This window comes from Shouchella rhizosphaerae, assembly GCF_036700015.1.
Taxonomy (GTDB): Bacteria; Bacillota; Bacilli; order Bacillales; family Bacillaceae_D; genus Shouchella; species Shouchella rhizosphaerae.
The window spans coordinates 3,888,075-3,903,419 of record NZ_CP144921.1 but is presented as its reverse complement, the minus strand read 5'-3'; the positions used below and the strand labels follow the sequence as shown (position 1 = coordinate 3,903,419).

Sequence of the window (15,345 nt, the reverse complement as noted above, 5' to 3'; positions counted from 1 at the left end):
TTGAATAAATGGGTATAAATCCGTTCATGCTAGCCATAAAGGAGGCAGACTCATGAACAATTACCCTAAAGATGTATATGGCTACAGCGATCTCAAGCAAATTGAACTTGCCATCCAAGCTGCACAACATGCGGTTGGCCAAGCTACCCATAGCATGGACCCTGACCAAATTGAAAATGCAAATGCGGCATTAAAGCAAGCACGCGAACAATTTACACATGCACTTGCTCACCAGCATAACATGGATAACGCTTTTGCAGCTCATTCATCGGCTTTGCTCGACCAAGCGGCTCATCAATTGCATGAGGCAGAAGAAGACTTGCAAGACTAGGCAGCGCTATATATGGTCTAAAACAAACAACAAAGGGAAAGAGGCCCCATCCAATTTTCCACTTTGCGACAGGAACAAGCTAAACCTTGTTGCAGTGGGGGATACCACCGACGACCATTCACTTGAAACAAGGATAATTTGACGTATAAAGTACTTTACTTCCCACGTGAAGATTTGCTATGATTGTCTAACATTCATTAAGCGACAATCAAAAAAATGCGATGAAGAGAAGAGTACAATCAGGAATTCTTCAAAGAGAGCTCCAGTTGGTGAAAAGGAGTAAGGAGGAATGGTTGGAAGCAAGCCTCAGAGCGGCACATTGGATCCCATGTAGGTGATAGTGTGACAGGAGCTCCTGTTATAGAGCTAGGGTATACGTATGGACTTCATACCGTACCTAATGAGGGGAATATGGTGACATATTGCCAAACTGGGGTGGCACCACGGCGCGCAACAACTCGTCCTCAAGACAATAGTCTTGGGGGTGAGTTTTTTTATTTTCCAAATTTAGATTTTCAAAGGAGTGGAAATAAAAATGCGTATAAAAAAGTTTATAAAGTCGTGGAAATACCCGTCCATTTTATTGTCTAGTATTGGCATTTCCAGTATAGGAGAATGGGTGTATTTTATCGCATTAAATTTAATTGTTCTTGACCGGATGGGCGTAATGGCTGTCTCGGGTCTATATATACTTCGCGCTTTATCTGCATTGTTTACCACCTTTTGGTCAGGGAGTCTAATTGACCGATTAAATAAAAAGCACCTTATGGTATGGTGCGCTATATTCCAAGCAGTGTTTATTGCTGTACTTCCTTCATTATCCTCTCTTTGGGCAATATACGGCATTGTCTTCTTAATAAATATAGCTAGTTCCATGTATGAGCCTACATCCATGACTTATATTACGAAGTTAATCCCACGGGACCAAAGAAAACGGTTTAATTCTCTTCGAAGCTTCATCGATTCTGGGGCATTTGTTATTGGGCCTGCTATTGCAGGGATGATGTTTATGATTGGCACCCCCAATTTTGCGGTATACATGAATGCCATCGCTCTGTTTTTATCAGCACTACTCACATTATTCATGCCTAATCTTGAAAAAGATGATGTTATGGAAGCGGAAGTAGAAAAAATAAGCTTGAAGATCTTAAAACTTGATTGGCAATTAGTCGTAGATTTTAGTCGTAAACACGTGTATATTATGGTCATTTACTTCCTATTTAGTGGGGTAATGGTTTTGGCAACTGCGATCGATTCATTGGAAGCGGCATTTTCAACAAAAGTGCTTTCTTTATCAGAAAGAGATTATGGATTACTAGTAAGTATTGCGGGTGTTGGCATCATTGTAGGCTCCTTTGTAAACATACTCATTGTTAAAAAAGTAGCTACCTCTTGGCTAATCGGTCTTGGAGCCTTGATGATTTCCGTCGGTTATATCATATATGCTTTTTCAACTATTTTTTTAACGGCAGCAATTGGCTTTTTTACTTTATCATTTTCAATGGCGTTTATGAATACAGGATTTTACACATTTTACCAAAATAATGTTCCAATTAGCATGATGGGGCGTGTTGGTAGTGTTTATGGTTTCATCGAGGCGTTTTTCATCATTATTGGCACGATCATTTTTGGAATGATGGCTGAATTCATCTCTATTCGCTTCATCCTTGTGTGCGGAAGCCTCCTTATGTTTGTTGTGACAATAATATTGTTTATTTGCAATACACAACCATCGAAAGCAGCATATTATTCTGAGGAACATGCACTGCAAGCCTCTGATACCAATTAGAAAAGGGCAACATAAACAACGTTATAAAAAAGAAGAATGTCACAAACCCCCATGCCCCATTTATCATCAGGCATGGGGGTTTCTTTGTTCAATAGACAAAAATGTTGACAATAAGTCATGACTTAATTAAAGTTATAACAGAGTCTAAATATCTATAATAAAAGGAGAATGACCATGAATCAGAAATTAAATAGAAAAATAACTAATTTGGAGAAGATAAAGCGTCCCTCTGCTGATGAGCTGTTTCAGTTTATATCCCTTCATAAAGAGGATACATTATTAGATCTTGGAGCAGGAGCAGGCTATATAAGTCTTCCCATTTCTAAGTATGTAGATGAAGTCATTGCACTCGATTTTGATGAAGAGATGTTAAAGTACTTGGAAATGAAGGCGAAGGAACAAAGCATAACCAATATAAAAACGCTCGTATCAGATTTCAAAGATATACAACTAGATGACGAAAAAGTCGATAAGGCAGTTGCTTCCATATCGCTTCACGAAGTGAAACCACTTTCGCTCGCATTAGGTGAAATATATAGGGTCTTAAAAAGCAAAGGCGTGTTTCTCTGTATTGAATTAGAGGAGGCAGAGTTATCAACTGGCCCGCGAGTTTCATCGGAAAAGATGAAAGAAGAAATTCTTCGTGCTGGTTTTGATATCGTCCAAGCTTTTTATCTTCAAGCTAAAGTGGCTAATCAACCCGTGTATATCATTGTGGCCCAAAAGAATGACTAAAACTTTTACCCGTATTGCAAAAAAGGAGCATAAGATCAGAAGGGGAATCCTTTTGGCTTATCGCCGTAAGCGGGAAAGCGCCTAAATTTCGTAGATTCAGGTCGCTACCCGTTTATAAAAAGTCCATTTCGTTTAAAACCCAGCTTTGCCATCTACATCAACAACCTTGTCACGTTTCCAGTGGATGGTGCAAATCAGCAAAACGTGGCTGCTGAAAGACGATCATCTCCAAGTCAGCGTCATAATCAATGGTCATGCCGTCCAAATACCAGAAATCATCTTCTGAAACAGTAAAATAAAGCGAGCCAGATTCGATATAATAGCGGTTATTAAGTTCCTCTTCTCTCATAATACCAACTGAAAAACCGCCAGAGCCAACACCACCAACACGAACATACAGGCGAAGAATCGCGCCTGCAGGCAATTCCATTTCTCTTTTATAGAAAGCAGCCGCTTGCTTCGATACATGAATGTTCATTTGTTTCCACTCCTATCCGTTGTTTAGTGTACCATATCGCTTATAAAATAGTTGTCCAAACGATACAAACCTTGCTATTGTAGAAAATAGAAAGGTGGTAATAAGCAAAATGGAAAACGATATCCAAAAAAAGTTTCTTGAATACGTAAAAAAAATCAACCACTATAAGCAAGCAATGGCGCTTATGGCTTGGGATGGTCGTACGGGCGCGCCAAAAGCAGGCGTCCCACAGCGTGCTGAAGTGCTTGGTACGTTATCCGCTGAAGTGTTTGCTATGTCTGTGTCCGATCAGATGAAAGACATGCTCGCTGCATTGGATAAAGCTACGGATTTGTCGGATATAGTGTTAAAATCAAAGGAACATTGCCAGAAAACGTATGACCGCAACACGAAAATTCCTGCTGACGAGTTTAAAGCATATGTCATGTTGCAATCGACAGCCGAGTCGGTGTGGGAGGAGGCGAAGGAAAAGAACGACTTTGCGATGTTCCAGCCCTACTTGGAAGAATTAGTCTCATACAACAAGAAGTTTATTGAGTACCGTGGCTATGAAGGTCATCCGTACAACACGCTCCTCGATGATTATGAGCCAGGCGTTTTCACCGATACACTCGACCGAGTCTTTGCAGAACTAAAAGCAGCATTGATTCCACTTGTAAAAAAGGTGTCTAACGCTAAGAAACAGCCAAATACAGCGCCGCTCTATGCTTATTTCCCGAAGGCGGACCAAGAAAAACTTAGCCACGCTGTACTAAAACATATTGGCTACGATTTTGACAAAGGACGCCTAAATGAAACGGTCCATCCATTTGCGATTGGCATTAACCCAAATGATGTCCGCGTCACGACTAAATACAACGAACATGACTTCCGCGTTGCCTTGCTTGGCACAATCCATGAAGGCGGCCACGCCCTTTATGAGCAAAACATCGATCACGAGTTCATCGGAACGCCTCTATCTGGTGGCACTTCTATGGGTATACATGAGTCGCAATCATTGTTCTTTGAAAAATTTGTCGGCCAATCGCTTCCTTTCTGGAAAAACGTGTATCCCCTTTTAAAACAACATGCCGGCAGCCAATTTGACGATGTCGAGCTTGAGGACTTTTACTTTGCTTTAAACGAATCTAGGCCATCCCTCATTCGTATTGAAGCAGATGAACTTACCTATTGCCTACACATTATTTTGCGCTATGAACTAGAAAAAGGCCTGTTTGAAGGGACAATTGAAGTCAAAGACTTGCCACGTCTATGGAATGATAAAATGGAAGAATATTTAGGCATTCGACCTGAAAACGATGGAGAAGGCGTCCTCCAAGACGTCCACTGGTCATCCGGGTCCTTTGGCTATTTTCCTTCGTATGCACTTGGCTACATATACGCGGCACAAATGAAGCAAGCGATGTTAAACGATTTGCCAAATTTCGATCAATTGCTTGAACAAGAACAGATCGGCGTTATTCGCGAATGGCTGACAAAGCACGTTCACCGTTATGGCAGCTTAAAAAAACCGCAAGAAATCATTGCTGATATTACTGGGAAATCGATCGACGCCAAGCCTTTACTATCCTATTTAACCGAGAAATACAGCAACCTATACGAACTTTCTTAACAACAAAAAAGATTGCCTTAGCCGGCAATCTTTTTCTTTATGCTGCTTCTTGTTCAAAAGACGGAAGGATATCGGCAAAGCCCATGACGACCATTTCAATCGCAATCACCGTTAAGGCAACACCTGTTGCTCGTTTCACCAACGATAGGCCCTTTTGCCCCGTGCGCCCACGAAGCCAATTCGCAACCAAGAGGGGCAAAAGCGATAAAACGAGCACACTCACGAATGCTAAAAAGGTAATCGGCACATAAAACCAGCGGTGATTCTGATTCGCCGTTAAGCACATCGTTGCACCGGCAGCGCCTTGGCTAGCAACTGTAGCGAAAATGGTTTTTTGCTTGCTGCGATACCTCGTTTTCCCTTGCAGCAATTTACAACCAATCACTAATAAACATAGCCCACAGCCAATCGTAAAGGCTTCAATGGAAATGTTATAAAGCAGTAACAGCCATTGTTCCAGCAGTAACAACGTAGTTAAGGCTCCTAAAACAACAAGGATGGCTTTTGCTGCTTTATGTATTCGTTGAGTATCCCCTTTTATATGGGCGAGCCCTAGCCGCACAGAGAGATTGCCTATGGGGTAAAGAATCGCAAAAATTGAAACGAACGCGTGGATGAAAAACGACACCATGCCAAACGCTCCTTTTTTATTATGAGTTAGCTGCTCGTAGTTTGCCCTGTTTTTTCTCGGCTATACAGCTAAATTCAAAAAAATTAGCGCTCCCAAATGGGAAGGGGAGAAGGGCGCTACCATCCGCTTCCTTCCCAAACAAAAGCTTCCCTTTGATACGACGATGGCCGATGAGTTGGAAACATTTCAGCCTTCGAGTTCGGCGATAATACTTTTTTCTAACCACTGAAATTAATCACGTTTAACAGTTTATCAGTGGGGTGAGGACGTGACGAAAAGTTTCTACAACAGTTGAGCGACAGTTTAGGGTACAAACGGAGAAGATTTAGGTTCATAATGGCAATGTACTGATTGCTGATGATAAGCGGCATTTAGCCATGGTCGCTTCCTCACCTTTGCGCGTACGATAGAAACGGACAGTGTTAACCGGCTATTTTTGCGAGGCGACGCCAATCCGTTATAAAATCCTTCGTTTTTAGTCCATATCTCTTTCATTATCGAGTCTTATTTAGGATAATAAAAGTGAGAGGAAGCCGACTTGCGAGAAGGAAGGAGGCCGTTATGGACAAGCCTGTCCTATTAATTACAGGCGGAAGCAGTGGCATGGGCAAAGCGATTGCTAAACAGTTTGCTGAGGAGGGGGCATTTGTTGCTATTTGTGCACGAAATGGCGACAAATTAACGCAAGCCAAACAGGAAATTGAAACATTCCCTGGTCAAGTGGCGACCTATGAAGTCGATGTGCGGAACCGGGCCGATGTCGAAAAGATGGTAACCGCGATTTACGAATCGCTTGGGCCATTGACCGGAGTTGTCAACAATGCGGCTGGGAACTTTTTATGTCCAGCTGAGGACTTGTCTGAAAATGGTTGGAATGCGGTCATTGACATCGTTTTACATGGAACATGGCATGTCACGCAAACAGTTGGAAAGCGCTGGATTGCTGACGATGCAAAAGGGTCGATCATCAACATTGTCGCCACCTATGCATGGACAGGCGGCCCAGGAGTCGTCCATTCAGCCAGTGCCAAAGCGGGCGTCCTAGCGATGACGAAAACGTTGGCCGTCGAATGGGGAAGCCAGTATGGGATACGCGTCAATGCGATTGCGCCTGGCCCGATTGAAAACACAGGCGGCGTTGAAAAACTGCTTCAAGATGAGCATGCTCATGCTAAAGCGGTAAAAAGCATCCCCCTGAACCGCTTTGGCAAGACGACAGAAGTGGCCAAACTTGCTTCTTATTTGTTGTCTCCAGACGGGGCTTACATTAACGGCACTTGTATCACGATTGATGGGGGTCAACACATTGGCCAGTCTGGCTTTCAAACAGGCGCTGCTACTTTTCGCACATAACCTCAACCCGCAGGGGCAACCTTGCGGGGATTATTCTTTCCTCGGAAGGGATGCTGTGGTTAAAAAAAACAAAATCGGGTATAAACTAAAAAGCGCCTAATCATAAGGGGGAGAAGGATAACGTGATTGCCTTTGAGCAAGTCTCTAAAGTATATGCTGACGGCACAACAGCTGTAAACAAGCTCTCCTTTAAAGTCGAAAAAGGGGAATTCTTTGTGTTAATTGGCCCGAGCGGCTGTGGGAAAACCACAACCCTTAAAATGATTAATCGTCTCATTGAACCTTCTTCTGGCGCGATTTTCATCGACGGCCAACATACCGCTCAAGCAAACATTCATGAATTGCGCTGGAACATTGGTTATGTTTTACAACAAATCGCGTTATTTCCGAATATGTCTGTGGCAGACAACATTGGGATTGTGCCAGAAATGAAACAATGGAAGAAGTCGACGATTGAAAAGCGCGTCGATGAATTGCTTGATTTAGTCGGACTTGAACCTACGATTTACCGGGAGCGCATGCCAAGTGATTTGTCCGGCGGTCAACAACAACGTGTAGGGGTGGCTCGAGCACTTGCGGCTGATCCAGATATTTTGTTAATGGACGAGCCATTCAGCGCCCTTGACCCGTTGTCAAGGAGCCAGCTCCAACACGATATTAAAGCGTTGCAACAAACCATTCAGAAAACAGTTGTGTTTGTCACACACGATATGGAAGAGGCGGCGAAACTCGGCAGCCGCATTGGGGTAATGGAAAAAGGAGAAATCGTGCAAATTGGCTCGCCTCAGGAACTAAGGGAAAATCCGCGCACAAACCTTGTGAAAGAAATGATGGGGCACACGATCTCTCCTGGGCACTTGCCACTAAAAGACGTAATGATGCCTGTTTACCAAAGCGCCTACGTAAAAGAAAGAGTGAACACGAATCAAGCCGAGTTGCAATATGAAATCAACGATAAGCAGGAACTAACCCGCGCTTTTTATCATGGCGTTTTGCTTGATGACCCGTTGACTTTAAATCGGGACAGCACGCTTGAGCAAGCGTTTGAAGCTTTACAAAAACAAGGTGTGCCAGCCCTTCCAGTCACGGAAGGAAATCACCTAATTGGCACCATTTCTTATGAAGACTTGGCCAAACTGAGCCTAAAAATACTTTAATCTAGCACTGTCCGCGTGCATACAAAATGGGGAAGAACTGCAAGCTTAAGCAGGACAGCGTTCGCGCGCTTTAAGCATGCAGCAAAAACATATGGCTACCTTTTGGACATCTTATATCAACCTTTTTCACGAGCGTTCCGATTTATTAATACGCGCATTTTGGGAACATATTCAATTGTCGCTTGCTTCCTTGCTAATTGCAGTGGCGATTGGCGTGCCACTAGGGATTTTGCTTACTCGTTATAAACGAATATCGGAGTGGGTGATCGGCACTGCTGCCGTCTTGCAAACGATCCCATCGCTCGCCTTGCTTGGCTTTTTAGTCCTTTTTGTCGGGATTGGCACGACTCCAGCTATCATTGCGCTTACTGCCTACGCGTTACTGCCGATTTTGCGCAATACATATACAGGAATTAAAGGCATTGACCCATCCCTGATCGAGGCGGCGAAAGGAATGGGCATGAATTCATACCGCCGTTTGCTGAAAGTAGAACTACCCATCGCCATGCCAACAGTCATGGCAGGCATCCGTACATCAATGGTGCTGATTGTCGGCACTGCCACCCTGGCAGCGCTTGTTGGCGGCGGCGGACTTGGGCAAATCATTATGACCGGTATTCAGCGGACAAGCAATGAATACATTTTATTCGGCGCCCTTCCAGCTGCGTTGCTTGCGCTAGCACTCGATTTTGTGTTGCGCTTCAGCGAGAAGCGTGCAGCGCACGCACAAGGAACAACGTATAAGCCGCTTGCGAGCGTGCTCCTTGTTGCCATTGCCATCGTCGCGATTTCGCCGATCGCTTCCTTTATTCAAAGCGATGAACCAGATTTAGTTATCGGCGGAAAACTCGGCCCTGAACCACCAATCCTCGCCAATATGTATAAACATTTAATCGAACAAGACACTGACCTTACTGTTGAAGTGGTCGCTCCTCTTGGTGAGACAAGCGTGAATTTCAACGCCTTACGTGTTGGAGATATTGATCTCTATCCGGAATTTACAGGGACGGTTCTTAGTGATTTGTTGGGAACAGAAGATTTCAGTTATCATGAACAGACATCCTACGAACAAGCGCGCAATGGCCTCCTTGCTGAATACGGTGACGTATTGCTTAAGCCGATGGCCTTTCAAAACACGTATGCGCTGGCGATGCCACGGGAACAGGCTGAACAACTCAACATCAAGAAAATAAGCGATTTGAGCCCTTACGCTACTAAACTTCACGTCGGTTTCAGCTTTGAATTCATGGACAGACAAGATGGCTATCTTGGTTTTGAGGAAGCGTATGGCTTTTCGTTTGAACATGTCACATCGATTGACGTTTCCACTCGCTACCAAGCGATCGCAAACGAGAGCATAGAAGTAAGCGATGTTTTCTCGACAGACCCGCAACTTGTCCAGTATGATATGGTTGTTTTAGAAGATGACCAGTCGTTGTTTCCGCCTTACCAAGCAGCGCCGCTAGTAAGCAAAAAAGCGATCGAAGAATATCCTGAATTGGAGTCGATTTTAAACCAACTCGCTGGACTTGGTTCTGTCGAAGAAATATCTGAATTGAACTATCGCGTGGACATTAACGACGAAGACCCTTATCAAGTAGCAGGCGAATTTTTGCAAGAGAAAGGCCTGCTGAAAGACGAAAAGGAGTGAACACAGATGAAAAACCCAAGTGATGAACGAATGAAAGAACTGCTTCATACGAAAAAACGCATTGCCGTTGTTGGCTTATCTGACAATCCGGAACGCACGTCTTACATGGTATCCGAGGCGATGCAAAAAGCAGGATACACCATTATTCCTGTCAACCCCCGCGTCGATAAAGTGCTCGGTGAAAAAGCGTACCCATCGCTCCTCGATATTGAGGGTGAGGTCGATCTCGTTAACGTTTTTCGCCGCAGCGAGTTTCTCCCTGAGATTGCCAGAGACACAGTCAAAGCAGGCATTGGCGTCTTTTGGTCGCAATTAGGCGTCGTTAACGAGGAAGCATATGATTATTTGCAAGCACATGGGGTTGAAACAGTCATGGACCGTTGCATCAAAGTAGAGCATGCTAAGTTTAAATGAGCGCAAGCCCGCATCATAGGTGCGGGCTTGATTTTGTCAAACAAGGTAGCCAGGCATTTGCAACAACAAAGATAAACATGGTAAGGTGCTATTAGAAAAAACTGTTGCATACAGGAAAACAATGGTTAAAATGAAGAAGGGCAGCCATTATTTCACCTATACAGAACAAACATTCGTATTCGTTATGGTATAATCGATTTATAGATAAATGGAAGGGAGAACGGAATGGCAAAACAGCACGTGGAATACAATGAGGATGCCATTCAAGTCTTAGAAGGGCTTGAAGCGGTACGCAAGCGGCCTGGCATGTACATCGGCTCAACTGATGTACGCGGGCTGCACCATCTTGTTTATGAAATTGTCGATAATGCCGTCGATGAAGCACTCGGCGGCTACGGAAATACAATAAAAGTAACGATCCATAAAGATCAGAGTGTCTCGATTGAGGATGAAGGGCGGGGGATGCCCGTCGGCATGCACCGTTCTGGAAAGCCGACACCGGAAGTCATTTTCACCGTCCTTCATGCTGGAGGCAAATTCGGCCAAGGCGGATATGCGACAAGTGGCGGGCTGCACGGAGTTGGTGCTTCCGTTGTCAATGCCTTATCGGAATGGCTTGAAGTGGAGATTAAACGGGATGGCTATCGATACACACAACGTTTCGAACAAGGCGGCAAGCCGGTCACAACGCTTGAGAAAAAAGGCAAAACACGCGCCTCAGGCACGACTGTCCGTTTTAAGCCAGATGAAGGCATTTTCTCAACCATTCAGTTTAACAGCGAAATATTGGCGGAAAGACTTCGAGAAGCGGCTTTTCTGTTGAAAGGCGTCCAGATTGAATTAACGGACAAGCGTCCTGGAAAAGAGCTGCATGAAGTGTTTAAGTTTGATACGGGGCTTGAAGCCTTTGTCGACTATTTAAATGAAGGAAAAGAAGCGCTTCATCCAGTCGTGTCCTTTTCCGGAAGCGCCAATGACATCCAAATGGACTTTTCCTTTCAATTTCACGATGCCTATACGGAAAATGTGCTTTCTTTCGTTAATAATGTCCGTACACGGGACGGCGGCACACACGAGCTAGGCGCGAAAACAGCGATGACCCGCATCATGAATGAACACGCACGCAAAATTGGCGTTTTAAAAGAGAAAGACAAAAACTTAGATGGATCGGATATACGAGAAGGATTCACTGCGGTCGTCTCCGTTCGCGTCCCGGAAGCAAAACTGCAATTCGAAGGGCAAACGAAAAGCAAGCTAGGGACTCCAGAAGCCCGTTCTGCTGTTGATGCGATTGTCTCGGAAAACCTCAGTTATTTTCTCGAAGAAAATCCAGCTGTGGCAACGATGCTGCTTAAAAAAGCAATGAAAGCAGCACAGGCACGGGAAGCGGCACGTAAAGCCAGGGAAGATGCGCGCAACGGCAAGAAAAACAAGCGCAAAGATGTGTTGCTGAGCGGCAAGTTAACGCCAGCTCAGTCACGGAACCCAGCTCGCAATGAACTGTACTTGGTCGAGGGCGACTCTGCTGGCGGCTCAGCCAAACAAGGGCGTGACCGCAAATTCCAAGCTGTTCTTCCTCTTAGAGGAAAAGTCATCAACACCGAAAAAGCTAAGCTTGATGACATTATGAAAAATGAAGAAATCCGCACAATTATCCATACAATTGGCGCTGGCGTAGGAGCCGATTTTGATAGTGCTGACTGTAATTACGACAAAGTTGTCATTATGACAGATGCTGATACAGATGGCGCTCATATTCAAGTGCTGTTGCTTACGTTTTTCTATCGCTACATGAAACCGCTCATCGACGAAGGGAAAATTTACATCGCCTTGCCTCCTTTATACAAAGTAAGCAAAGGCAGCGGCAAAAAAGAGCAAGTCGAGTATGCATGGGATGAAAACGAGCTCCAGGCTGCGTTAAAGAAAGTCGGCAGGGGATCGACTGTCCAACGTTACAAAGGGCTCGGCGAAATGAACGCCACCCAGCTATGGGAAACAACGATGGACCCAGCGACACGGACGTTGATCCGCGTCCGTTTGGAAGACGCGGCACGGGCTGAGAAACATGTGGCCACGCTTATGGGCGATAAAGTCGAACCGCGCCGTAAGTGGATTGAAAGCCATGTCGCCTTTGGGCTAGAAGAAGACACAAACATTTTGGAAAACGAGAATCTGCAAGTAGGGGAGGAAGCGTAAGTGGCAAAATCAGAACGTTATCTCGACCTTCCTTTAGAAGATGTCATCGGCGACCGTTTTAGCCGCTACAGCAAATACATTATCCAGGAACGGGCATTGCCTGATGCCAGAGACGGACTAAAGCCTGTGCAACGCCGTATTTTGTATGCAATGTACAATGAAGGCAATACGGCCGATAAACCGTATCGAAAGGCAGCCAAAACGGTTGGAAACGTCATCGGCAATTACCATCCCCATGGCGACAGTTCCGTGTATGAAGCAATGGTCCGCATGAGCCAAGAATGGAAAGTGCGTGAACAATTAATCGACATGCACGGCAACAACGGTTCAGTGGATGGCGATCCACCGGCGGCCATGCGTTATACGGAAGCGCGGCTATCGGCGATTAGTGCAGAGTTGATGCGTGATTTAGATAAAGGCACAGTCGACTACATCCCGAACTTTGATGATTCAATTGAAGAGCCCGTCGTCTTGCCAGCGATGTTTCCAAATTTGCTTGTGAATGGTTCAACAGGTATTTCGGCTGGTTACGCGACAGACATACCGCCTCATCACTTGCCAGAGATCATTGACGGCATTACGTTGTTGATGCAAAAGCCACATACGAGCCTTGATGAATTGTTAGAAATTATTAAAGGCCCTGACTTCCCTACTGGCGGAATTGTCCAAGGCTCAAACGGCATCCGCCAAGCTTATGAAACAGGGAAAGGCAAAATCGTCGTCCGCGGCCGGACAGCGATTGAAGAAACGCGTGGCGGCCGCAAGCAAATCGTCATTACGGAAATTCCTTACGAAGTAGTAAAGGCGAGCTTAGTTAAAAAAATGGATGAAATCCGATTTGACAAAAAAGTGGACGGTATTGCCGAAGTCCGCGACGATACAGACCGTACCGGGATGCGCATTGTCGTTGAACTGAAAAAGGAAGCTGATCCAGAAGCGATTCTCCATTACCTGTTTAAAAATACCGATTTGCAAGTGACGTACCACTTTAATATGGTGGCGATACACAATAAAACACCTAAGTTAATGGGGCTGCTCGACTTGATGCAAGCGTACATCGACCATCAAAAGCAAGTGTTTACGCGACGCTCCCAATTCGAGCTTAAAAAAGCCGTTGACCGCGCCCACATTGTCGAAGGCCTTATCAAAGCCGTTTCCATTTTGGATGAAGTCATTGCTGTGATCCGTGCTTCAAAAGATAAAAAAGACGCAAAAGCCAATTTGCAAAGCCAGTTTGGCTTTACTGAACCACAAGCAGAAGCAATTGTCACACTCCAACTTTACCGTCTGACCAATACCGACATTACGACGCTTCAAAAAGAAGCAGAGGAGCTTGAAAAGCGAATTGCCGAATTAAAAGCGATTTTGGCCAGCGAAAAGAAACTCATTTCCGTCATTAAAAAGGAATTAAACCAAATTAAAAAGACATTTGCTTCTCCGCGCCGTACCGAAATTCGAGCGGAAATTGAAGAAATCAAAATCAACATGGACATGTTGATTGCCTCGGAAGACGTGCGCGTGACGATCACAAAGGCAGGCTACGTCAAACGGACAAGCCTGCGCTCCTACTCAGCCTCTAGCCAGGATGGGCCAGGAATGAAAGAAGGAGACCGTCTCTTATTATCCCAAGAAGCCAATACAACTGATGTGGTGCTACTGTTTACCAAACGGGGGAGTTACTTGTACGTGCCTGTCCACTCGCTGCCAGACATCCGTTGGAAAGACGACGGCCAACATGTTGCCAACCTCGTTGCGATTGATGCCGATGATGAAATTATTGCTGCACAAATCATTCGCGAGTTTGCTGAGACGAAGTATTTGCTCTTTATGACGCGAGCAGGAATGGCCAAACGGTCAACGTTAAACTTATACCAAGCCCAACGTTATTCCAAACCACTGATGGCCTTAAAGCTAAAAGAAGGGGACGAAGTCGTTCGCGTGCTTTTGACAGACGGCCAGCAAGAACTGTTCGTAGCCACTGCCTTTGGGTATGGCCTTTGGTTTTCGGAAGAAGATGTTTCTTTAGTCGGCCAACGTGCCGCTGGTGTAAAGGGAATCAATTTAAAAGAAGGTGATTACTGCATTGGCGCCGAAGCATTTGGCCTTGAAGATTCTGTTGAATTTCTCGTTGCCACACATCGTGGAGCGGTCAAGAAAATGGCCATTACTGAATTTGAAAAGTCAAGCCGCGCCAAACGAGGCGTGTTAATGCTAAGGGAATTAAAAAACAACCCTCATCGATTAGTTGGGCTCAAGCGGGTCCGCTCTCAAGATGAAACGTTTGCTATCGAAACGGCAAAAGGAGACATGATTGCCATCTCGCCAAGGGACTATCGTCGTGCTGATCGCTATTCCAACGGCTCCTATGCTTTTGACCAACACGAAAGCGGCGACGCGCTTACGTTAGTACGTGTGATTCAATAAGGAAACCTCAAAGCCTTGAAGCATGAGCTTCAAGGCTTTTTTAGTAGACTATTTTTCTTTTTTCAGCTTCTTTGTGTAGCGTCTCATTTTCGTAAAATCTTCACCATTGCTTTTCCCTTTGCTAGCTCATCGATCAACTTATCCAAATAACGAATTTCCCGCATCGTTGGTTCTTCAATGTCTTCCACTCGGACACCGCAGACGACGCCTTTGATCAAATGGCGCGAAGGATTTAGCTTTGGAGCGTCTGCGAAGAATGTCTCAAAGTCTGTTTGTTTTTCCAGTTGCGCTTCGAACTCTTCTTGGCTATATCCGGTCAGCCAACAAATGATTTCATCGACTTCGGTTTTGGTGCGCCCTTTTCTTTCTGCCTTCGCGACATAATGGGGATAGACGCTCGCGACACTCGTTGTATAAATCCGATGTTTGGCCATCATGCTTCCTCGCTTACGGTTTTTCTTTATTTTAGCACGAAACTTAGTCGAACAACACCTAGGGAATTTACCAAATATTAGAAATTTGTTGTATTGGTATGGAATTCGGGCAATGATGCAAATGGCTTCCGTAGCGAGCC

13 protein-coding genes and 1 other annotated feature are annotated in these 15,345 nt (G+C 44.9%); of the genes, 10 read left to right on the top strand and 3 right to left on the bottom strand.

Going from position 1 to position 15,345, the window contains the following annotated elements; translation table 11 throughout:
- Positions 1-52 precede the first annotated feature (52 nt).
- The 3 genes from V5G21_RS19480 to V5G21_RS19470 all read left to right on the top strand — a co-directional run bounded on the left by V5G21_RS19480 (position 53) and on the right by V5G21_RS19470 (position 2,855).
- On the top strand, positions 53-331 hold the full coding sequence (locus V5G21_RS19480; RefSeq protein ID WP_011246842.1) for a DUF2564 family protein: 279 nt from the start codon (positions 53-55) through the stop codon (positions 329-331).
- Positions 332-543: 212 nt separating this feature from the next.
- Positions 544-800 (top strand) — a binding site (T-box leader).
- 66 nt (positions 801-866) lie between these two features.
- Positions 867-2,120 (top strand): MFS transporter, encoded by a 1,254-nt coding sequence (locus V5G21_RS19475; protein WP_082111968.1) that lies wholly within the window; start codon positions 867-869, stop codon positions 2,118-2,120.
- Positions 2,121-2,294: 174 nt separating this feature from the next.
- Positions 2,295-2,855: a class I SAM-dependent methyltransferase gene (locus V5G21_RS19470; protein WP_063609552.1), complete on the top strand. Its 561-nt coding sequence runs from the start codon at positions 2,295-2,297 to the stop codon at positions 2,853-2,855.
- 169 nt (positions 2,856-3,024) lie between these two features.
- On the opposite strand, the gene V5G21_RS19465 is transcribed toward V5G21_RS19470, so the two are convergent.
- Positions 3,025-3,333 carry an iron-sulfur cluster biosynthesis family protein gene (locus tag V5G21_RS19465; RefSeq protein WP_063609553.1) on the bottom strand — a complete coding sequence of 103 codons (309 nt, stop codon included), beginning with the start codon at positions 3,331-3,333 and terminating at the stop codon, positions 3,025-3,027.
- 109 nt (positions 3,334-3,442) lie between these two features.
- On the opposite strand from V5G21_RS19465, the gene V5G21_RS19460 reads away from it, so the two are divergent.
- Positions 3,443-4,945 (top strand): carboxypeptidase M32, encoded by a 1,503-nt coding sequence (locus V5G21_RS19460; protein ID WP_011246838.1) that lies wholly within the window; start codon positions 3,443-3,445, stop codon positions 4,943-4,945.
- A gap of 37 nt (positions 4,946-4,982) precedes the next feature.
- On the opposite strand, the gene V5G21_RS19455 is transcribed toward V5G21_RS19460, so the two are convergent.
- On the bottom strand, positions 4,983-5,576 hold the full coding sequence (locus tag V5G21_RS19455) for a MarC family protein (protein WP_011246837.1): 594 nt from the start codon (positions 5,574-5,576) through the stop codon (positions 4,983-4,985).
- A 561-nt stretch (positions 5,577-6,137) separates the two neighbouring features.
- Here V5G21_RS19455 and fadH point away from each other — a divergent pair.
- From fadH to parC, 6 genes are all read left to right on the top strand, one after another.
- Positions 6,138-6,929, top strand: coding sequence for a 2,4-dienoyl-CoA reductase (gene fadH, locus V5G21_RS19450; RefSeq protein ID WP_338465029.1), 792 nt, complete (start codon positions 6,138-6,140; stop codon positions 6,927-6,929).
- Positions 6,930-7,051: 122 nt separating this feature from the next.
- Entirely contained in the window at positions 7,052-8,086 is a 1,035-nt protein-coding gene (locus V5G21_RS19445) for an ABC transporter ATP-binding protein (RefSeq protein WP_338465028.1), read from the top strand.
- A 91-nt stretch (positions 8,087-8,177) separates the two neighbouring features.
- Positions 8,178-9,737, top strand: a complete 1,560-nt coding sequence (locus tag V5G21_RS19440; protein ID WP_251225607.1) for an ABC transporter permease/substrate-binding protein — start codon at positions 8,178-8,180, stop codon at positions 9,735-9,737.
- A 6-nt stretch (positions 9,738-9,743) separates the two neighbouring features.
- Positions 9,744-10,151 (top strand): CoA-binding protein, encoded by a 408-nt coding sequence (locus V5G21_RS19435; RefSeq protein WP_011246833.1) that lies wholly within the window; start codon positions 9,744-9,746, stop codon positions 10,149-10,151.
- 225 nt (positions 10,152-10,376) lie between these two features.
- Positions 10,377-12,347, top strand: coding sequence for a DNA topoisomerase IV subunit B (parE, locus tag V5G21_RS19430; RefSeq protein ID WP_035202509.1), 1,971 nt, complete (start codon positions 10,377-10,379; stop codon positions 12,345-12,347).
- Positions 12,348-14,771 (top strand): DNA topoisomerase IV subunit A, encoded by a 2,424-nt coding sequence (parC, locus tag V5G21_RS19425; protein ID WP_073304076.1) that lies wholly within the window; start codon positions 12,348-12,350, stop codon positions 14,769-14,771. It abuts the gene before it with no gap.
- Between the two features lie 83 nt (positions 14,772-14,854).
- Here parC and V5G21_RS19420 read toward each other — a convergent pair whose 3' ends face one another.
- Positions 14,855-15,205 carry a DUF2200 domain-containing protein gene (locus tag V5G21_RS19420; protein WP_011246830.1) on the bottom strand — a complete coding sequence of 117 codons (351 nt, stop codon included), beginning with the start codon at positions 15,203-15,205 and terminating at the stop codon, positions 14,855-14,857.
- Positions 15,206-15,345: the final 140 nt, after the last annotated feature.